The sequence below is a fragment of the Pseudomonas sp. JQ170C genome, from assembly GCF_035581345.1.
GTDB lineage: Bacteria > Pseudomonadota > Gammaproteobacteria > Pseudomonadales > Pseudomonadaceae > Aquipseudomonas.
In genome coordinates this window covers 5,853,338-5,872,214 of record NZ_CP141608.1, presented here as the reverse complement: position 1 = coordinate 5,872,214, position 18,877 = coordinate 5,853,338, and the positions used below count along the sequence as shown (strand labels likewise).

The 18,877-nt window shown below is 62.0% G+C and carries 17 protein-coding genes; 13 read left to right on the top strand and 4 right to left on the bottom strand.

The window, feature by feature from the left end; all coding sequences use genetic code 11:
- The first annotated feature begins 93 nt into the window (after nt 1-93).
- The 5 genes from U9R80_RS26890 to U9R80_RS26870 all read left to right on the top strand — a co-directional run bounded on the left by U9R80_RS26890 (nt 94) and on the right by U9R80_RS26870 (nt 3,707).
- The gene (locus U9R80_RS26890) at nt 94-1,002 is read left to right on the top strand and encodes a LysR substrate-binding domain-containing protein (protein ID WP_028942500.1); all 909 of its coding nucleotides are present in this window, start codon (nt 94-96) and stop codon (nt 1,000-1,002) included.
- 203 nt (nt 1,003-1,205) lie between these two features.
- Nucleotides 1,206-1,697 (top strand): 5-(carboxyamino)imidazole ribonucleotide mutase, encoded by a 492-nt coding sequence (gene purE / locus U9R80_RS26885; RefSeq protein WP_028942499.1) that lies wholly within the window; start codon nt 1,206-1,208, stop codon nt 1,695-1,697.
- Between the two features lie 10 nt (nt 1,698-1,707).
- Nucleotides 1,708-2,790: a 5-(carboxyamino)imidazole ribonucleotide synthase gene (locus tag U9R80_RS26880; protein ID WP_301838938.1), complete on the top strand. Its 1,083-nt coding sequence runs from the start codon at nt 1,708-1,710 to the stop codon at nt 2,788-2,790.
- Nucleotides 2,791-2,883: 93 nt separating this feature from the next.
- Nucleotides 2,884-3,129 carry a GlsB/YeaQ/YmgE family stress response membrane protein gene (locus U9R80_RS26875; RefSeq protein ID WP_028942497.1) on the top strand — a complete coding sequence of 82 codons (246 nt, stop codon included), beginning with the start codon at nt 2,884-2,886 and terminating at the stop codon, nt 3,127-3,129.
- Nucleotides 3,130-3,173: 44 nt separating this feature from the next.
- Nucleotides 3,174-3,707 carry a DUF3299 domain-containing protein gene (locus U9R80_RS26870; RefSeq protein WP_301838936.1) on the top strand — a complete coding sequence of 178 codons (534 nt, stop codon included), beginning with the start codon at nt 3,174-3,176 and terminating at the stop codon, nt 3,705-3,707.
- A gap of 40 nt (nt 3,708-3,747) precedes the next feature.
- On the opposite strand, the gene U9R80_RS26865 is transcribed toward U9R80_RS26870, so the two are convergent.
- Nucleotides 3,748-4,644 carry a D-hexose-6-phosphate mutarotase gene (locus U9R80_RS26865; RefSeq protein ID WP_301838935.1) on the bottom strand — a complete coding sequence of 299 codons (897 nt, stop codon included), beginning with the start codon at nt 4,642-4,644 and terminating at the stop codon, nt 3,748-3,750.
- Between the two features lie 72 nt (nt 4,645-4,716).
- Nucleotides 4,717-5,118, bottom strand: a complete 402-nt coding sequence (locus U9R80_RS26860; protein WP_009402429.1) for an acyl-CoA thioesterase — start codon at nt 5,116-5,118, stop codon at nt 4,717-4,719.
- 372 nt (nt 5,119-5,490) lie between these two features.
- Between U9R80_RS26860 and U9R80_RS26855 the strand changes: the two genes are divergently transcribed.
- The 8 genes from U9R80_RS26855 to U9R80_RS26820 all read left to right on the top strand — a co-directional run bounded on the left by U9R80_RS26855 (nt 5,491) and on the right by U9R80_RS26820 (nt 15,997).
- Nucleotides 5,491-6,780, top strand: coding sequence for an MFS transporter (locus tag U9R80_RS26855; RefSeq protein ID WP_301838916.1), 1,290 nt, complete (start codon nt 5,491-5,493; stop codon nt 6,778-6,780).
- 163 nt (nt 6,781-6,943) lie between these two features.
- On the top strand, nt 6,944-7,945 hold the full coding sequence (locus tag U9R80_RS26850; RefSeq protein ID WP_301838915.1) for a phosphate ABC transporter substrate-binding protein PstS: 1,002 nt from the start codon (nt 6,944-6,946) through the stop codon (nt 7,943-7,945).
- A 138-nt stretch (nt 7,946-8,083) separates the two neighbouring features.
- Nucleotides 8,084-10,372 (top strand): ABC transporter permease subunit, encoded by a 2,289-nt coding sequence (locus tag U9R80_RS26845; RefSeq protein ID WP_301838913.1) that lies wholly within the window; start codon nt 8,084-8,086, stop codon nt 10,370-10,372.
- Nucleotides 10,373-10,389: 17 nt separating this feature from the next.
- Nucleotides 10,390-12,060: a phosphate ABC transporter permease PstA gene (gene pstA, locus U9R80_RS26840; RefSeq protein WP_301838912.1), complete on the top strand. Its 1,671-nt coding sequence runs from the start codon at nt 10,390-10,392 to the stop codon at nt 12,058-12,060.
- A 97-nt stretch (nt 12,061-12,157) separates the two neighbouring features.
- Nucleotides 12,158-12,991, top strand: a complete 834-nt coding sequence (gene pstB / locus U9R80_RS26835; protein WP_301838911.1) for a phosphate ABC transporter ATP-binding protein PstB — start codon at nt 12,158-12,160, stop codon at nt 12,989-12,991.
- A gap of 122 nt (nt 12,992-13,113) precedes the next feature.
- On the top strand, nt 13,114-13,872 hold the full coding sequence (gene phoU, locus U9R80_RS26830) for a phosphate signaling complex protein PhoU (protein ID WP_301838910.1): 759 nt from the start codon (nt 13,114-13,116) through the stop codon (nt 13,870-13,872).
- A 164-nt stretch (nt 13,873-14,036) separates the two neighbouring features.
- Nucleotides 14,037-14,936 (top strand): response regulator, encoded by a 900-nt coding sequence (locus U9R80_RS26825; protein ID WP_301838908.1) that lies wholly within the window; start codon nt 14,037-14,039, stop codon nt 14,934-14,936.
- A gap of 164 nt (nt 14,937-15,100) precedes the next feature.
- On the top strand, nt 15,101-15,997 hold the full coding sequence (locus U9R80_RS26820) for a peptidoglycan DD-metalloendopeptidase family protein (protein WP_301838906.1): 897 nt from the start codon (nt 15,101-15,103) through the stop codon (nt 15,995-15,997).
- Nucleotides 15,998-16,003: 6 nt separating this feature from the next.
- Here U9R80_RS26820 and U9R80_RS26815 read toward each other — a convergent pair whose 3' ends face one another.
- Nucleotides 16,004-17,344, bottom strand: a complete 1,341-nt coding sequence (locus U9R80_RS26815) for a hemolysin family protein (protein WP_301838905.1) — start codon at nt 17,342-17,344, stop codon at nt 16,004-16,006.
- Between the two features lie 114 nt (nt 17,345-17,458).
- Nucleotides 17,459-18,733, bottom strand: coding sequence for a phosphate regulon sensor histidine kinase PhoR (phoR, locus tag U9R80_RS26810; RefSeq protein ID WP_324805282.1), 1,275 nt, complete (start codon nt 18,731-18,733; stop codon nt 17,459-17,461).
- Nucleotides 18,734-18,877 lie beyond the last annotated feature (144 nt).

Sequence of the window (18,877 nt, the reverse complement as noted above, 5' to 3'; positions counted from 1 at the left end):
GCGCACTAACCTATGCACAAACGGCATAATGGTTAGTGTGACGCCAACCGACATTCGAGCGTGTGCCATTTTGGTGCGCGCCTGGAGAGACAGATGAACCTCGAAAGCAAATGGCTGGAAGACTTCAGCGCCCTGGCGGCGACGCGCAGTTTCTCCCAGGCCGCAGAGCGCCGATTCGTAACCCAGCCGGCCTTCAGCCGCCGTATCCGCAGCCTTGAGGCTGCGCTGGGGCTGACACTGGTCAACCGCTCGCGTACGCCGATCGAGCTGACGGCGGCCGGGCAGTTGTTCCTCGTTACGGCTCGCACGGTGGTCGATCAACTGGGTGAAGTGCTGCGCCACTTGCACCACCTGGAAGGCGGGCAGGGCGAAGTGATCCAGGTCGCGGCAGCGCACTCCCTGGCGCTGGGTTTTTTCCCGCGCTGGATTGCCCAGTTGCGCAACGATGGCCTGAACATCGCCACGCGGTTGGTGGCCACCAACGTCGGTGATGCAGTGCATGCCCTGCGTGAAGGCGGGTGCGACCTGATGCTGGCGTTCTACGACCCGGATGCGGCCCTGCAGATGGATTCGGAAATCTTCCCCTCGCTGCACATGGGGCACACCGAAATGTTGCCGGTGTGCGCGGCCGATGCCGATGGCAAGCCGCTGTTCGACCTTGAAGGCGAGGGCAGCGTGCCGTTGCTGGCCTACAGTGCCGGGGCGTTCCTCGGTCGCTCGGTCAATCTGCTGCTGCGCCAGCGTGCCCTGCGCTTTACCACGGTGTACGAGACGGCCATGGCCGACAGCCTCAAGAGCATGGCCCTGGAAGGCCTGGGGATAGCCTGGGTGCCGCGGCTTTCGGCGCGCGCCGAGCTTGAGCGCGGCGAGCTGGTGATCTGTGGTGGCCCGCAGTGGCACGTGCCGCTGGAAATCCGCCTGTATCGCTGCGCGCTGGTGCGCAAGGCCAACGTGCGTTTGCTCTGGCGCAAGCTGGAGGGTGGGCCGTCGACGGCAGGTTGACCTGAAAGTCAGCCAAAGCCCCGAAAAATAAGGGCCGACAGTTGGTCGCCGGGGTGCCTTAAATGCACCGGGTTACGATATACTGCGCGGCCTTCGGTCGGTTTTTCCCGGCCCTAATTCGCATAACAAGCCACGCCGGTCGTCCCCGCGTGGCTTGTTGTTTTTTGACGCGCCTGCGGGCGCCCAAGAGAAGAGGCTCGACGATGAGTGCACTGGTTGGCGTGATCATGGGCTCCAAGTCCGATTGGTCCACCCTTAGCCACACCGCCGATATGCTGGAAAAACTCGGCATTCCCTACGAGGTCAAGGTGGTCTCCGCCCACCGTACCCCGGACCTGCTGTTCCAGTATGCCGAAGAGGCCGAAGGCCGTGGCATCGAGGTCATCATCGCCGGTGCCGGTGGCGCTGCCCACCTGCCAGGCATGTGCGCCGCCAAGACCCACCTGCCGGTGCTCGGCGTGCCGGTCCAGTCGTCGATGCTCTCCGGTGTCGACTCGCTGCTGTCGATCGTGCAGATGCCAGCCGGTATTCCGGTTGCCACCCTGGCCATCGGCAAGGCCGGCGCGATCAACGCCGCACTGCTCTCGGCGAGCATCCTGGGCGCCAAGCACCCGCAGTTCCACAGCGTGCTGAAGCAGTTCCGCGCTGAGCAGACAGACAACGTTCTGGACAATCCAGATCCGCGCCAGGCTTGAGGTCAAACCCATGAAAATCGGTGTAATCGGTGGCGGCCAGCTGGGTCGCATGTTGGCCCTGGCAGGAACGCCGCTGGGTATGAACTTCGCCTTCCTGGACCCGGCGCCAGACGCCTGTGCCGCGCCATTGGGCGAGCACCTGCGTGCCGATTACGGCGACCAGGACCACCTGCGCCAACTGGCCGACGAAGTTGACCTGGTCACCTTTGAATTTGAAAGCGTGCCGGCTGAAACCGTCGCCTTCCTGTCCCAGTTCGTGCCGGTGTACCCGAGCGCCGAATCCCTGCGAATCGCCCGCGATCGCTGGTTTGAAAAGAGCATGTTCAAGGACCTGGGCATTCCGACCCCGGCGTTTGCCGACATCCAGTCGCAAGCTGACCTGGACGCCGCCGTTGCCAGCATTGGCCTGCCGGCCGTGCTCAAGACCCGCACCTTGGGTTATGACGGAAAAGGTCAGAAAGTGCTGCGATCTGCCGAGGATGTAGTCGGTACTTTCGCCGAACTGGGTAGCGTGCCGTGCCTGCTGGAAGGCTTTGTGCCGTTCACCGGCGAAGTGTCGCTGATTGCCGTGCGCGCACGTGATGGCGAGACCCGTTTCTACCCGCTGGTGCACAACACCCACGAGAACGGCATCCTGCGTCTGTCGGTGGCCAGTGAAGATCACCTGCTCCAGGGCCTGGCCGAAGACTATGCGGGCCGTGTGCTCAAGCAGCTGGACTATGTGGGCGTGCTGGCCTTCGAGTTCTTTGAAGTCGACGGTGGCCTGAAGGCCAACGAAATCGCCCCGCGGGTGCACAATTCCGGCCACTGGACCATCGAAGGCGCCGAGTGCAGCCAGTTTGAAAACCACCTGCGTGCCGTTGCCGGCCTGCCGCTGGGTTCGACCGCCAAGGTCGGCGAAAGCGCCATGCTCAACTTCATCGGTGAAGTGCCGGCGGTAGACAAAGTCGTGGCCATCGACGAATGCCACCTGCACCACTACGGCAAGGCCTTCAAGGTCGGGCGCAAGGTCGGTCACGCCACCCTGCGTTGCGACGACATGGCGACGCTGGAGCAGAAGATCCAGCAGGTCGAAGCCCTGATCCAGGGCTGAAGGGAACCTTCCTTCTTCGCGGTCCCTCTGATGGCGGGATGCCAAAGCGCTGACTAGGCTTTGGCGTGCGCCATTTCACTCAGAGGGATTGCCATGGGTATCATCGGAACCATCTTCATCGGCCTGATCGTCGGTCTGCTGGCACGCTTCATCAAGCCTGGCGACGACAGCATGGGCTGGATCATGACCATTCTCCTCGGCATTGCCGGCTCGCTTGCTGCGACCTACGGCGGTCAGGCGCTGGGCATCTACCAGGCGGGCGAAGGCGCAGGCTTCCTGGGAGCGCTGGTGGGCGCGGTCGTCCTCCTGGTGATCTACGGCATGGTCAAAAAGAACTGACGGCAGGCTAGAATGCTCGGCACTTTTCGTTGCCGAGCATTTTTATGCGCCGTGTTTTATTGGTTTCACTGCTGCTGATCAGCAGCCTTGCCCGCGCCGAGCTGCCGGAAACCGACTGGCTGGAGCTGATGCCCAAGTCGGACCAGAAAGCCCTGGAGCTGATGCCAGAGATCGACCACAACTCCCCCGAAGCCATGGGCACCTTCACCGAGAAGGGCGGCATGAAGCAGAGCAAAGGCCTGCCGGCGGTGATGTATTCGACCAAGACTGTGCCAGCGATGAACGGCAAGCAGATTCGCCTGGGCGGTTATCCGGTACCGCTGGAAAGCGACGCCAAGGGCAACAGCACCCTGTTCTTCCTCGTGCCTTATCCGGGCGCTTGCATTCACGTACCGCCACCGCCGCCCAACCAACTGGTGCTGGTGCGCTATCCCCGTGGCGTGAAGCTGGACGATATCTATACACCGCTGTGGGTCAGCGGCACCTTGAAGGTCGAGACGGTCAGCAATGACCTGGCTGATGCGGCCTATGCAATGGAGGCGGCGAAGGTGCGGGTGGTGGAGGACGCTGATCTGTAGCCGCATCGCGGGGCAAGCGGGCTTGCCCCGCGATAGCACTCTAGAGCGCTTCGCTAGCGATACTCACGCTCAACGAATGACTGGCTCCCGGCGCCAGGGTCACCACGTCATCCCAGACGTTCGCCGTCTCGATGCACAGCATGCCTTGCCAGCCATCGTCGGCCATGTCCGCCAGTTCGGCGGCGCGGTCGGTCCACGGGTTCCAGATAACGGCTGAACGCGAGCCACTGCTGCTAATGCGGATACGCCGGTTCCAGGCGCGGTCGACGATGCTGAGCTGGTCAGGGGACTGCAGATAGATACGGTCGGTCTCGCCCGCAAAAGCCAACGCCCCCGCTTGCGTACGTTGCTCCCAGTTTTCCAGGGTCTCGATGTAGCCCAGGTCTTCAACACCCTCTACCTGAACGTTGCGCACATCGCTGACGGCGAAGTAGCTGTGCAGCGCCTGGCTGATGGTGACGGGGACGTTGTCGAGGTTGTAGCTGGTGAGGGTCAGGCTCAGTTGTTCGGCCATGACGATGCTCAGCGTGAGCTCGACCGTGTGGGGCCAGCCGGGGAGATCGCCCTGGGTGTCGGGGAGGGTGAAATCGACACGCACCGCGCCCTCGACGTCAGCGATGCCTTGCAGTTGCCAGTCACGCCCACGCACCAGGCCATGTGCCGACGGCTCGGTGCCGCGATACATGGCCTGTACGGATTGTGGGTTGCGGCCCAGGTTGCCGAACCAGGGCCAGCACACCGGAACCCCGGCGCGCACGGATTTGCCCTGCTTGAAAATGGCCTGTTCGCTCAACCACAACAAGGGTGGTTCGCCGAGCCGCTGGTAGCTCAACACCTGGGCGCCCTGCTGGGCGACCAGCAGTTCGGCGCTGTCAGTGGTGATGCGCCAGCAATTGAGCTCGCCGTGTTGTTCGGATTCGACCTTGGGTGTGGACATGCGCTTGATCTCTTGGGTGTGCCGTACGGTCTTGGACCGCTTGCATACCCTCGAGTTTACCGCGCAGCCGCCTCAGCGACGAGGAGGAACCGAACGGGTGCGGCCGCTGCCGTCGATGGCGACGAAGACAAACACAGCCTCGGTGACCTTGCGCCATTCGCTGGACAGTGGGTCGTCGCTCCACACTTCGACCATCATCTGGATCGAGCTGCGGCCGATTTCCAGGGTCTGGGTATAGAAGGACAACTGCGCGCCGACGGCCACCGGAACCAGGAAAGCCATGCGGTCGATAGCGACCGTCGCTACCCGGCCACCGGCGACGCGGCTGGCCATGGCGGTGCCGGCCAGGTCCATCTGGGCGACCAGCCAGCCGCCGAAAATATCGCCGAAACCATTGGTTTCACGCGGTAATGCTGTGATCTGCAAGGCCAGGTCGCCTTGCGGGATGGGATCTTCTTGTTCGAGTTCAATCATGCCGGGGGTGCCTCTGACCCGTGACGCTTCGTTGGTTGGCGCTAATGCAGACGCCTCGAAAAACGATTCAGCACAACCATACTACGCTGCTTTCGCTTTGCCAGGCGGCGAAGGGAAACTCTGCGAAACCGACTAAGCATACCTAGCGGCGTTTTCGCACAACATCCTTCGGTAGACGCAACCTTTTGATACAAGCGGCCAGTATATAGAGCAGAAAGCGCAGCGACGACCATGCATTTATGAATACTTGTATTGAATTTGTGCGCACTGTGCTTTTTCTTGCAATTTGCTATCGTTCGGGGCCCATCAGGCCCGAAACCCGCGCGGCAGGCGGCCTGAGGTACCAATCAGCGATACCAATAAGAGAGACCTATGACCTCCGTGCCCGGCAGTATCGCGCAGCCTTCGAGGCCGCTCACCCGCAGTGACTATAAAACCCTGTCGCTTTCCGCCCTGGGCGGAGCGCTGGAGTTCTACGACTTCATCATTTTCGTGTTCTTCGCCACGGTCGTCGGGAAGTTGTTTTTCCCTGCGGACATGCCCGAATGGCTGCGCTTGATGCAAACGTTTGGGATTTTCGCCGCCGGCTACCTGGCGCGCCCGCTGGGCGGCATCGTCATGGCGCACTTTGGCGACTTGCTGGGGCGCAAGAAGATGTTCACCTTGAGCATCTTCATGATGGCCGTACCGACGCTGATCATGGGGCTGCTGCCGACGTACGCGCAGATCGGCATGTGGGCGCCGATCCTGCTGTTGCTGATGAGGGTGATCCAGGGCGCGGCCATCGGCGGTGAAGTGCCGGGCGCCTGGGTCTTCGTGTCCGAGCACGTGCCCTCGCGCAATATCGGGTACGCCTGCGGAACCCTGACCGCTGGCCTGACATCCGGGATTCTGCTCGGTTCGCTGGTCGCCACCGCGATCAACAGCATCTATACGCCTGACGAGCTGGCCGACTATGCCTGGCGGATTCCGTTCCTGCTGGGTGGCGTGTTCGGGCTGTTCGCGGTGTACCTGCGTCGCTGGCTGCATGAAACCCCGGTGTTCGCCGAACTGCAGGCGCGCAAGGCCTTGGCCGAAGAAGTGCCGCTGCGGGCGGTACTGCGCGATCACCGTGGCGCCATTGTGCTGTCGATGCTGCTGACCTGGCTGCTGTCGGCCGGGATCATCGTGGTGATCCTGATGACCCCGACCGTGTTGCAGACGGTCTATGGCATTGCCCCCACCGTGGCCCTGCAAGCCAACAGTGTGGCCATCGTGCTGCTGAGCCTGGGTTGCATCGTGGCCGGGATGCTGGCCGACCGCTTCGGGGCAGGGCGCGTATTCGTGGTCGGTAGCCTGGCGCTGCTGGCCAGTTCCTGGGGCTTCTACCACAGCCTGGTCGAACACCCGGAGTGGCTGTTCCCGCTCTATGCCCTGACTGGCCTGTTTGTCGGCATCGTCGGCGCGGTGCCCTATGTCATGGTTCATGCATTCCCGGCCGTTGTGCGTTTTAGCGGGTTGTCCTTCTCCTACAACCTGGCCTACGCCATTTTCGGTGGCCTGACCCCGATGGTGGTCACCTACCTGCTCAAGTTCAGCCCGATGGGCCCGGCCTATTACGTGGCCGGTATCTGCACCATTGGTCTGCTGGTCGGCCTCTATCTGATGGCCAAGAAACGCTGAAGCCCTTCTAGTTCCCCGCCTCGCAACATTTTGAAAAGGCCATCACCGAAACTCGGTGATGGCCTTTCATCTAATTGTCACATTCGGTTCATAGAGTGTTCATACGGCCTGCAGATACTTGGGCCCGATCCATCTCACCCCCAATTCCTGCTAGGAGTAAGGCATGAAACTGAAGCGTTTGATGGCGGCCCTGACTTTCGTCGCCGCTGGCGTTGCCACCGCCAATGCGGTTGCCGCTGTTGACCCTGCTATTCCGACCTACACCAAGACCACCGGTGTGTCGGGCAACCTCTCCAGCGTCGGTTCCGATACCCTGGCGAACCTCATGACTCTGTGGGCCGAGGCCTACAAGAAGGAATACCCGAACGTAAACATCCAGATCCAGGCTGCCGGCTCCTCCACCGCGCCACCCGCGCTGACCGAAGGCACCGCCAACCTCGGCCCGATGAGCCGCAAGATGAAGGACGTCGAGCTGCAGGCGTTCGAGCAGAAGTACGGCTACAAGCCAACCGCCATTCCGGTTGCCGTCGACGCCCTGGCCGTATTCGTCCACAAGGACAACCCGATCAAGGGCCTGACCATGGCTCAGGTCGATGCGATTTTCTCGTCCACCCGCCTGTGTGGTGCCAAGGCCGATGTCAAAACCTGGGCTGACCTGGGTGTGACAGGCGACCTGGCCAACAAGCCGGTCCAGCTGTTCGGCCGTAACTCGGTATCGGGCACCTACGGTTACTTCAAAGAAGAAGCCCTGTGCAAAGGCGACTTCAAGCCTAACGTCAACGAACAGCCGGGTTCGGCTTCGGTCGTACAGTCGATCAGCAGCTCGCTGAACGGCATCGGCTACTCGGGCATCGGTTACAAGACCGCCAGCGTGAAAACCGTGCCTCTGGCCAAGAAAGACGGTGGCGCGTTCGTTGAAGACAACGAAGCCAACGCCCTGAACGGTACCTACCCGCTGTCGCGCTTCCTCTACGTCTACGTCAACAAGGCACCGAACAAGCCTCTGGCCCCGCTGGAAGCCGAGTTCGTCAAACTGGTCCTGTCCCAGGCTGGCCAGCAAGTTGTCGTGAAAGACGGCTACATCCCACTGCCTGCCAAAGTGGCTGAAAAAGCCCTGGCCGACCTGGGCCTGAGCCACGCCAACAAAGGCGTCGCGAAGAACTGAGTGTGAGACAGGTGGGGCCTGGAAATGACCAGTCTCCACCGCAAATTGCGAGTCCGCTGCCAGCACCACTGAGCGGCGGGCTTTTTTGCGTCACTTCATTGTCATGTTTTTGTAATACGGGACCGCTAGGGTGTGCGCATGAATGATCTGGCCAACTCCACCATGACCCAAAATTCTCCCCCCGTGCGGATTGATTTCAATACGCCCGAACTGCAACGCAAGCGTCGCGTGCGTGCGCTCAAGGATCGCCTGACCCGCTGGTATGTACTGGTAGGCGGGCTTGCCGTGCTGGCGGCAATCACCTTGATCTTCTTCTACCTGGCCTACGTGGTCGTGCCGCTGTTCCAGGGCGCCACTCTGACCAGCAAGAAGGCGCTGGAGCCGACCTGGCTGAGCCAGGATGCCGGCAAGCCGCTGATGATTGCCCTGGAAGAGCAGAACCTGGTGGGCATGCGTGTGTCCGACAAGGGCCAGGCATTGTTCTTCGACACCAAGACCGGTGCCGAACTCAAGCGCGTCGACCTGCCGGTGCCGGCCGGTACCCAGGTGACCTCGATCGGTAGTGACCAGCCGGGTAACCCGCTGGTGGTACTGGGCCTGTCCAACGGCCAGGCGCTGGCATTCAGCCACAGCTACAAGATCACCTACCCGGACAACAAGAAAACCATCACCCCTGGCATTGACTACCCCTATGGCCAGGAGCCTTTCGTGCTCGATGAGCAGGGCCGTGCCCTGGAGCATGTCAGCCTCAACGTGAATGGCGAAACCCTGGTGGTGGCCGGCTCTACTGGCGCACACCTGCAAGTGGTCTCGCTGACCCGCGAAGAGAACATGATGACCGGTGAGGTCACCAGCGAGCAGAGCCGTATCGACCTGCCGCAAATGACCGAGTCGGTAAAAGCGATCTTCATCGACCCACGTCAGCAATGGCTGTACGTCATCAATGGTCGGGCCCAGGCGGATGTCTTCAGCCTGCGCGAAAAAACGCTCAACGGTCGCTACAAGCTGCTCGACAACGGCGATGCCGAAGTCACCGCAAGCGCCCAGCTGGTCGGTGGTATCTCGCTGATCATCGGTGATTCCAAAGGTGGCCTGGCCCAATGGTTCATGGCCCGCGACCCGGACGGCGAGCAGCGCTTCAAGCGTATCCGCGACTTCCAGATGGGCAAGGCGCCGATCGTGCAGATCGATGCCGAAGAGCGTCGCAAAGGCTTCATTGCCCTGGACGCCGCCGGCGAACTCGGCGTGTTCCACAGCACCGCCCACCGTACCCTGCTGGTCGAGCCGGTGGCTGAAGGCGCAGGCGTGCTGTCGCTGTCGCCACGTGCCAACCGCATCATCATCGAAGAGGGCGGCAAGCTGCTGCCGCTGACCCTGAAGAACCCGCACCCTGAAGTGTCGTGGAGCGCGCTGTGGAGCAAGGTCTGGTACGAGAACTATGACGAGCCGAAATACGTCTGGCAGTCGACCGCCTCGAACACCGACTTCGAGCCCAAGCTCAGCCTCTCGCCGCTGACCTTCGGTACCCTGAAGGCCGCGTTCTACGCGATGATCCTCGCCGCCCCGCTGGCCATCGCCGCCGCCATCTACACCGCCTACTTCATGGCCCCGGGCATGCGCCGCAAGGTCAAGCCGGTGATCGAGCTGATGGAGGCGATGCCGACCGTAATCCTGGGCTTCTTCGCCGGTCTGTTCCTGGCGCCGTACCTGGAAGGGCACCTGCCGGGTGTGTTCAGCCTGTTCCTGCTGATGCCGATCGGCATCCTGGTCGCCGGCTTCACCTGGAGCCGCCTGCCTGAGTCGCTGCGCCTGCGGGTACCGGATGGCTGGGAAGCGGCCATCCTGATTCCGGTGATCCTGCTCACCGGCTGGTTCGCCCTGTACATGAGCCCGTTCCTTGAAACCTGGTTCTTTGGCGGTGACATGCGCCTGTGGATCACCAACGACCTGGGCATCACCTACGACCAGCGCAACGCCCTGGTAGTCGGTATCGCCATGGGCTTTGCGGTCATCCCGAACATCTACTCGATTGCCGAAGACGCCGTATTCAGCGTGCCGCGCAGCCTGACCCTGGGCTCCCTGGCACTGGGCGCGACCCCATGGCAGACCCTGACCCGCGTGGTCATCCTGACCGCCAGCCCGGGTATCTTCTCGGCGCTGATGATCGGCATGGGCCGTGCGGTGGGTGAAACCATGATCGTGCTGATGGCCACCGGCAACACCCCGGTGATGGAGCTGAACCTGTTTGAAGGTATGCGCACCCTGGCAGCCAACGTTGCCGTGGAGATGCCGGAATCGGAAGTCGGTGGCAGTCATTACCGCGTGCTGTTCCTCGCCGCGTTGGTGCTGCTGATGTTCACCTTCGTGATGAACACCTTGGCCGAGCTGATTCGCCAGCGTCTGCGCAAGAAATACTCGTCGCTTTGATAGAAAGGTAGAGATCCGTGAAAAAGGATTCCCTCAAAAGCTGGTTCAAGAGCGGCGCCCCTGGCGTCTGGATCAGCGGTGGCGCCGTCGCCATCGCGGTGATCATGACCATTGGTCTGCTCTCTGTGATCGCTGTGCGTGGCCTGGGCCACTTCTGGCCGGCCGATTTGATTCAGGCCAACTACACCGTGCCAGGTCAGCCCAACCACGTGGTGGTCGGCGAGGTGGTACAGAAGGAAGAAGTGCCGCGCGTGCGTCTGAAGGGTGCCGGCTTGCCGGTGCCTGATGAAGGCCCGGAGTTCATGACCCGCGAGCTGATCAAGGTCGGTAACCGTGACTTGAACGGCAGCGACTTTACCTGGGTGGTCGGCGAGTGGCTGACCGATCAGCAGACCCCGGTCGACCTGATCGCCCTGGAGCGCCGCGAGTGGGGCAACTTCTACGGCTATCTGGTCAGCGTCAAGGAAGATGGCAAGGTCGTCGCCGAAGGCAAGGCGGCCTGGGCCGAGCTGCAGGCGCGCCTCAAGCGTGCCGACACGCTCGCCGGTGAACTGCAGAAGCTCGAGAAGAAAGACATCGGTGCCATCAACTACGGCCTTGAGCGTCTGCGCCTGCAGACCCGCAAGCTGGAACTCGATGGCAAGCTGGATGCGGCCGCCCAGGCCGATATCGAAGCTGAGCGCGCTGAGCTGAACAACCGCTACAAGGCCATCGAAGAGCGCCTGGGCAGCCTGCATCAGGACTTCGGTCGTGACAGCCTGGTGGCCAAGGACGGCAACGGCCGTGAAGTGGAGATCAACCTGAGCAAGGTGGTCCACGCCTACCAGCCGAACGCCATGGGCAACTTCACCAAGCTGGGCGTGTACTTCGCCAAGGTCTGGGAGTTCCTGAGCGACGACCCGCGTGAGGCCAACACGGAAGGCGGTATCTTCCCGGCCATCTTCGGTACCGTGATGATGACCCTGATCATGGCCGTGATCGTCACTCCGTTCGGCGTACTGGCGGCGGTGTACCTGCGTGAATATGCGCGCCAGGGCCCGGTGACCCGTCTGATCCGTATCGCGGTGAACAACCTGGCCGGTGTTCCGGCGATCGTCTACGGCGTGTTCGGCCTGGGCTTCTTCGTCTACGTGCTGGGTGGCTCGCTCGACCGCTTGTTCTTCCCCGAGGCATTGCCTGCGCCGACCCTGGGTACTCCGGGTCTGCTCTGGGCCTCGCTGACCCTGGCGCTGCTGGCGGTACCGGTGGTGATCGTGGCCACCGAAGAAGGCCTGGCACGTATTCCACGCACCGTCCGCGAAGGCTCGCTGGCGCTGGGTGCAACCAAGGCCGAAACGCTGTGGAAGATCGTCCTGCCGATGGCCAGTCCGGCCATGATGACCGGCATGATCCTCGCCGTGGCCCGTGCCGCCGGTGAAGTGGCGCCGCTGATGCTGGTGGGTGTGGTGAAGTTGGCGCCGTCGCTGCCAGTGGACGGCAACTACCCGTACCTGCACCTTGACCAGAAGATCATGCACCTGGGCTTCCACATCTACGACGTCGGCTTCCAGAGCCCCAACGTAGAAGCTGCGCGGCCGCTGGTATACGCCACCGCATTGCTGCTGGTGCTGGTGATCGCCACCTTGAACCTGTCGGCGGTATGGATTCGTAACCACCTGCGCGAGAAGTACAAGGCGCTGGACAGCTGACAGAACGTTATTAGCCACAAGCGGCAAGCTGCACGCCGCTTTTGCACACACTTGCAGCTGGCAGCTTGAAGCCTGCAGCTACAAACGGAGTGAAATCATGCAACATGAATCCCACGCCCACGGTATCGACATGTCGGCCCTGGGCCGCGACAAGCAGAGCCTGCGTCTGGCAGAAGAAACCGTTGCCATCGAAGTACCTGGCCTGAGCCTGTACTACGGCGACAAGCAAGCCCTGTTCGACGTCAGCATGAACATCCCCAAGCAGCGCGTGACGGCCTTCATCGGCCCGTCCGGCTGCGGCAAGTCCACCTTGCTGCGTACCTTCAACCGCATGAACGACCTGGTCGACGGTTGCCGTGTTGAAGGCGCGATCAACCTGTACGGCAACAACATCTACCGCAAGGGCGAAGAGGTGGCCGAACTGCGTCGCCGTGTGGGCATGGTGTTCCAGAAGCCCAACCCGTTCCCCAAGACCATCTACGAGAACGTGGTCTATGGTCTGCGCATCCAGGGCATCAACAAGAAGCGTGTGCTCGACGAAGCCGTTGAGTGGGCACTCAAGGGCGCGGCGTTGTGGGACGAGGTCAAGGACCGCCTGCACGAGTCGGCACTGGGCCTGTCCGGTGGTCAGCAGCAGCGTCTGGTGATTGCCCGTACCATCGCCGTGGAGCCGGAAGTGCTGCTGCTCGACGAGCCGTGCTCGGCACTGGACCCGATCTCGACTCTGAAGGTCGAAGAGCTGATCTACGAGCTGAAGTCCAAGTACACCATCGTTATCGTTACCCACAACATGCAGCAGGCGGCGCGGGTCTCGGACTACACCGCCTTCATGTACATGGGCAAGCTGATCGAGTTTGGTGACACCGACACCCTGTTCACCAACCCGGCGAAAAAGCAGACCGAAGATTACATTACCGGTCGCTACGGCTAGCGACAGCTGCAAGCTACGCGCTTCAAGCTGCAAGAAGAGTGGCGAGCATGAAGCCCTGGAACGACACGAACAAACTTGAAGCTTGAAGCTTGCTACTTGAAGCTTTTTCGCGGAGCGAAAGCATGATTGATAAAGACAGCCTTACCCACCACATCTCCCAGCAGTTCAACGCCGAGCTTGAAGAGGTTCGCAGCCACCTTCTGGCGATGGGCGGCCTGGTCGAGAAACAGGTCAATGACGCGGTCACCGCACTGATCGATGCCGACTCGGGCCTGGCCCAGCAGGTGCGTGAAGTCGACGACCAGATCAACCAGATGGAGCGCAACATCGACGAAGAATGCGTGCGCATTCTGGCCCGTCGTCAGCCCGCTGCCTCCGACCTGCGCCTGATCATCAGTATTTCCAAGTCGGTAATCGACCTGGAGCGCATCGGTGATGAGTCGACCAAAATCGCGCGCCGTGCCATTCAACTGTGCGAAGAGGGCGAATCGCCCCGGGGTTACGTCGAAGTGCGTCATATCGGTGACCAGGTGCGCAACATGGTCCGCGATGCCCTCGACGCCTTTGCCCGTTTCGACGCTGATCTGGCGCTGTCGGTGGCCCAGTACGACAAGACCATCGACCGCGAATACAAGACCGCCCTGCGTGAGCTGGTTACCTACATGATGGAAGACCCGCGTTCGATCTCACGGGTGCTCAACGTCATCTGGGCCCTGCGTTCGCTGGAGCGTATCGGCGACCATGCGCGCAACATTTCGGAGCTGGTGATCTATCTGGTGCGCGGTACCGACGTGCGTCACCTGGGCCTCAAACGTATGAAGGAAGAGGTCGAAGGCGGCAGCGAAAAGGCTAATGTTCCGGCTGTAACTGACGATAAGTAAGACTGCCCCGTGTAAGAACGCCCGGCCTTGGCCGGGCGTTTTCGTTTGTGGGGGGAGTACTTCAAAGGCAGCCGCGAACGGAATCACGCGTCCCGGTGTGAGCCAATGTTTGGCAAATGGCCATCAGTCAGCGTTATGCTGGTCGGGATGCGATAGGAGTGGCGATGAGTAAAGTCAGTGTGTTGGTGGTCGATGATGCGCCGTTCATTCGCGACCTGGTGAAAAAGTGCCTGCGCAACCACTTCCCGGGCGTGGTCATCGAAGATGCCATCAACGGCCGCAAGGCGCAGACCCTGCTGTCACGCCAGGCCTTTGACCTGGTGCTGTGTGACTGGGAAATGCCGGAAATGTCCGGGCTTGAATTGCTGACCTGGTGCCGTGAGCAGGCGTCGATGAAGACCTTGCCGTTCATCATGGTGACCAGCCGTGGCGACAAGGAAAACGTGGTGCAGGCGATCCAGGCCGGTGTCTCGGATTTTGTCGGCAAGCCCTTCACCAATGAACAGCTGCTGACCAAGGTCAAAAAGGCCCTGACCAAGGTGGGCAAGCTCGATGCCTTGATGGCCAGCGTCCCGGCCCGTGCCCATTCGGCGTTTGCCAATGACTCGCTCAATGCCCTCACCGGTGGACGGGCAGAAACGGTAAAGGCTCCGGCTCCGGCTCCGGCTCCGGCGGTAGCCGCTGCAGAACCGGCCAAGCCGCAGATCAACCCGCCCCAGCCAGCCACTGGCCGTGGCCAGGGGCAGCTGCGTCTGCCAAGTGGCGTTCAGCCTTGCGTGATCAAGGCGCTGAGCCTCAAGGAAGCGCTGCTGGTGGTGCGTCGCGGTGAGACCCTGCCTCAGGTGCTTGAAGGCGCCGTACTGGACCTGGAGCAGGGCGAGAACGCCGAGGTCGCCCGGCTTAACGGCTACCTGCATGCCGTCGCAGCGCTGGAGCCCAAGCCCGACAGTGACTGGCTGCAACTGACCTTCAAGTTTGTCGACCAGGACGCCCAGAAGCTCGACTACTTGTCGCGGCTGATTGCCCGGGGTACGGCGCAGAAGCACTTCGTACCGGGTGCTTGAGACCTGATCGCGGGGCAAGCCCGCTCCTACAGTAGGAGCGGGCTTGCCCCGCGAGAGCTTTACCATTCGTCCACTGGCACAACGCCGAAACACCCCCGCCCGGTCCACGGCAAAATCTGCTGCTAGGCTTCGACAGATCACGAACTGTCAAAAAGCCACCACCCATGCCCGCACGCACTTTGCTGTTCTGCGCCTTGATCGCGGCTTGCGGCCCGGCACTGGCGATGACCCTCTACAAACACACTGACGAGTTCGGCGTGGTCTCCTATTCTGACCGCCCACTGCCGGGTGGCAGCGCGTTCGTGTTTCGCGATCGAATGTTCGAGCAGCTGGAGCATCAGGTACACCTTCAGGCGACCCCGTTCGCTGGTGGGGTGCGTTTTACCGCACGCAACGACACCTACGCACCGGTCGAAGTAGAGCTGCGCCTGGAGCGCTTGAGCAACGTCCAGGGCGGCACCTCGCGGATTGTCCGGCGGGTGCTGCCGCCGCGCATCACGGTGCCGCTGACGGTGCTCAGTGCGCGCCAGCCGGGCAAGTCGGTGGGCTACCAGGAGAAGTTCAGGTACGCCCTGGGCAACCCCGCCCAGCGTCAGCAGGCGTTTCGTTACCCGTTACCGTGGCGCGGCGGGCCGTTCCGGCTGACCCAGGGCTCCAATGGGCGCTACAGCCATTTCGGCCCAAAGGGGCGTTACGCCATGGACATCGCCATGCCCGAAGGCACGCCGATCATTGCCGCAAGGGCCGGGGTGGTGATCAAGACCGAGAACAACCAGAGCGGACGCGGGACGAACCCGGCGGGGAATTTTGTACGGATCCTGCACGACGACGGCACCATGGGCGTATACCTGCACCTGATGCGCGGTTCGGTCGTGGTCAGAGAGGGGCAGCGAGTGGTCTACGGTACGGCGCTGGCCAAGTCCGGCAACACCGGCAACAGCACCGGCCCGCATTTGCACTTTGTGGTGCAGCGCAACGTCGGGCTGGCGCTGGAGTCGATCCCTTACCAGTTCAACCAGCCCGTCGGTGGGTTGCCGAACTTCACCGCCGGCAACCCGTGAGGCGGCTCAGTCGAGCTTGAGCACCTTGGCCAGGACGATTTTCGGGCCTTTCATCTTCTTGATGATGATGCGCAGGCCTTCGACTTCCAGTACTTCTTCTTCTTCCGGAACCCGCTTGAGGGTCTCGTAGACCAGGCCGGCGAGGGTTTCCGCCTCGATGTGGTCCAGGTCCACCCCCAGCAGGCGCTCGACCTTGAACAGCGGGGTATCGCCACGCACCAACAACTTGCCTGGCTGATAGGCGAGGATGCCGCGTTCGGCCTTGCGGTGTTCGTCCTGAATGTCGCCCACCAGCACTTCCAGCACGTCCTCCATGGTCAGGTAGCCGATCACTTTGCCGTCGGCTTCTTCGACCAGGGCGAAATGTGCGCCACCCTTGCGGAACTGCTCCAGCAAGTGGGACAGCGGCATGTGGCGCGACACGCGTTCCAGCGGTCGGGTCAGTTCGGCCAGGTTGAAGGACTCCGGGATGTGGTCCAGGTCCGCCAGTTCCAGCAGCAGGTCCTTGATGTGCAGCAGGCCGATGAATTCACCGCGCTCGGCATCCAGTACCGGATAGCGGCTGAATTTGTGCCGGCGGAACATCGCGAGGATTTCCTTGAGCGGCGCATCGGCATCCAGGCACACCATGTCTTCGCGGGAGTTGGCCCAGTCGACCACTTCCAGCTCACCCATTTCCACCGCCGAGGCCAGTACGCGCATGCCTTGGTCGCTCGGGTCCTGGCCGCGGCTGGAGTGCAGGATCAGCTTCAGTTCGTCACGGCTGTAGTGGTGCTCGTGGTGGGGGCCCGGCTCGCCCTGGCCGGCAATGCGCAGGATGGCGTTGGCACTGGCGTTGAGCAGGTAGATGGCCGGGTACATCAGCCAGTAGAACAGGTACAGCGGCACGGCAGTCCACAGCGACAGCAGTTCGGGTTTGCGAATGGCCCAGGACTTGGGTGCCAGTTCGCCGACCACGATGTGCAGGTAGGAAATCACGAAGAAGGCGCTGAAGAACGACACGGCCTTGATGACTTCCGGGGATTGGACCCCGACAGCGGCCAGCAGCGGCTCGAGCAAGTGCGCGAAGGCCGGCTCACCGACCCAGCCCAGCCCCAGGGAGGCGAGGGTGATACCCAGCTGGCAGGCCGACAGGTAAGCGTCCAGTTGGTTGTGCACGGTGCGCAGGATTTGCCCGCGCCAGCCATGCTGCACGGCAATCGACTCGACTTTGGTCGAGCGCAATTTGACCATGGCGAACTCGGCGGCAACGAAAAAGCCGTTGAGCAGAACCAGCAGCAGAGCAAAAAGAATCATGCCGAAATCGGCGAACAGTGAGGCGAGGCTAATACCTGGGGAAGGGTCCATGATGGGGTTTTACGGGGTCCGTCATTTGAAAAAGAAGAGAAGTACAGTGCCAGCATGCGCTGGCACCGGTCCGCCAATGTAGCGGCTGAGTGCGCGATTGCCTAGGGGCGCGGCTTAGGAGGCCATGCGCGAGGCGATCTGGATGGGCGCGAAATGGCAGGTGAAGGTGCTGCCATGTCCCGGCACGCTACTGATCTCCAGGCGCGCCCGGTGGCGTAGCAGCACATGCTTGACGATCGCCAGTCCCAGCCCGGTGCCACCGGTGTTGGAGGCACGGCTGGAGTCGACCCGGTAGAAGCGCTCGGTCAGGCGGGGCAGGTGTTTGGCGTCGATGCCGATACCGGAGTCCTGGACGCTCAGGTGCGCGCCCTGTTCGTCGGCCCACCAGCGAATGCGGATCTGGCCGCCATCCTGGGTGTACTTGACCGCATTGAACACCAGGTTGGAGAAGGCGCTGCGCAGTTCGGCCTCACTGCCTTTGAGGCGAACGCCGGGGGTCGCCTCCAGGGTAATGCGCTGGTTGCGCTGGCCGGACAGGGCCTGGGCATCGCCCTTGATCGACTGCAGCAATGCATCGACGGCCACGGGCTGGTTGTCGGAGGGGTAATCGGTGGCTTCCAGCTTGGCCAGCAACAACAGATCGTTGAGCAGGGTCTGCATGCGGCCGCCTTGCTGCTGCATTTGCTGCAGCGCCCGGACCCAGCGCGGGTTTACCTCTTCGACGTTGTCGAGCAGGGTTTCCAGGTAGCCGGCGATCACCGTCAGGGGCGTGCGCAGTTCATGGGAGACGTTGGCGACGAAGTCCTTGCGCATCTGTTCGAGCTGATGGATGCGGGTGACATCGCGCACCAGCATCAGGTGCTCGTTGTTGCCGTAGCGGGTGATGTGCAGTTGTACGCGCAGGCGGTCGTTTATCGGCGAAGGGATTTCCAGTGGCTCGAGGTAGTTCTCCTGCTCGAAGTACTCCTTGAAGCGTGGATGGCGCACCAGGTTGGTTACCGGCTGGCCGCTGTCTTGGGGCGTCTTGAGGCCGAGCAGGGTTTCGGCGGCGCGGTTCCACCATTCCAGGTTGCCGTCGCTGTCGAGCATGATCACCGCGTCCTTGAGGGCGGCGGTGGATTCCTGCACCCGGTCGATCACCGCCTGCAGGCGGCCCCGCACGCGCTGGTCGCGGCGTTGCAGGTGATAGATGCTGTCGAACACCTCGCCCCACAGGCCATAGCCGTCGGGGGGCGCTTCATCGGGTTTGTGCAGGCGCAGCCACTCGTGCAGGCGTAGCAGCTGCTTGAGGGTCCAGCCCAGGTAAATCGCCAGGCCCACCGCCAGGCTCCAGCCGTAGTAGCCGCTGATCAGGCCCACCAGCAGGCAAGCGGTGATTAACAGCAGCATGTGGCGAATCAGGGTGCCATGCCAATTCTGGTTCAATGAGGATCCTTAGCGGATCAGCCGTACGTTGCACGCTACAAGCTGCAAGGTTGAAGCGGATCTGCGTTTGCTTTTGCTCTTACTTGAGGCTTGCAGCTTGAAGCCAGC

Coding starts and splice junctions, on each gene's coding strand:
- U9R80_RS26850 (WP_301838915.1), top strand. CDS start 6,944: ATGAAACTGAAGCGTTTGATGGCGGCCCTGACTTTCGTCGCCGCTGGC.
- U9R80_RS26855 (WP_301838916.1), top strand. CDS start 5,491: ATGACCTCCGTGCCCGGCAGTATCGCGCAGCCTTCGAGGCCGCTCACC.
- purE (WP_028942499.1), top strand. CDS start 1,206: ATGAGTGCACTGGTTGGCGTGATCATGGGCTCCAAGTCCGATTGGTCC.
- U9R80_RS26845 (WP_301838913.1), top strand. CDS start 8,084: ATGAATGATCTGGCCAACTCCACCATGACCCAAAATTCTCCCCCCGTG.
- U9R80_RS26870 (WP_301838936.1), top strand. CDS start 3,174: ATGCGCCGTGTTTTATTGGTTTCACTGCTGCTGATCAGCAGCCTTGCC.
- U9R80_RS26880 (WP_301838938.1), top strand. CDS start 1,708: ATGAAAATCGGTGTAATCGGTGGCGGCCAGCTGGGTCGCATGTTGGCC.
- U9R80_RS26860 (WP_009402429.1), bottom strand. CDS start 5,118: ATGATTGAACTCGAACAAGAAGATCCCATCCCGCAAGGCGACCTGGCC.
- phoU (WP_301838910.1), top strand. CDS start 13,114: ATGATTGATAAAGACAGCCTTACCCACCACATCTCCCAGCAGTTCAAC.
- U9R80_RS26890 (WP_028942500.1), top strand. CDS start 94: ATGAACCTCGAAAGCAAATGGCTGGAAGACTTCAGCGCCCTGGCGGCG.
- U9R80_RS26825 (WP_301838908.1), top strand. CDS start 14,037: ATGAGTAAAGTCAGTGTGTTGGTGGTCGATGATGCGCCGTTCATTCGC.
- U9R80_RS26820 (WP_301838906.1), top strand. CDS start 15,101: ATGCCCGCACGCACTTTGCTGTTCTGCGCCTTGATCGCGGCTTGCGGC.
- U9R80_RS26815 (WP_301838905.1), bottom strand. CDS start 17,344: ATGGACCCTTCCCCAGGTATTAGCCTCGCCTCACTGTTCGCCGATTTC.
- U9R80_RS26875 (WP_028942497.1), top strand. CDS start 2,884: ATGGGTATCATCGGAACCATCTTCATCGGCCTGATCGTCGGTCTGCTG.
- U9R80_RS26865 (WP_301838935.1), bottom strand. CDS start 4,644: ATGTCCACACCCAAGGTCGAATCCGAACAACACGGCGAGCTCAATTGC.
- phoR (WP_324805282.1), bottom strand. CDS start 18,733: ATGCTGCTGTTAATCACCGCTTGCCTGCTGGTGGGCCTGATCAGCGGC.
- pstB (WP_301838911.1), top strand. CDS start 12,158: ATGCAACATGAATCCCACGCCCACGGTATCGACATGTCGGCCCTGGGC.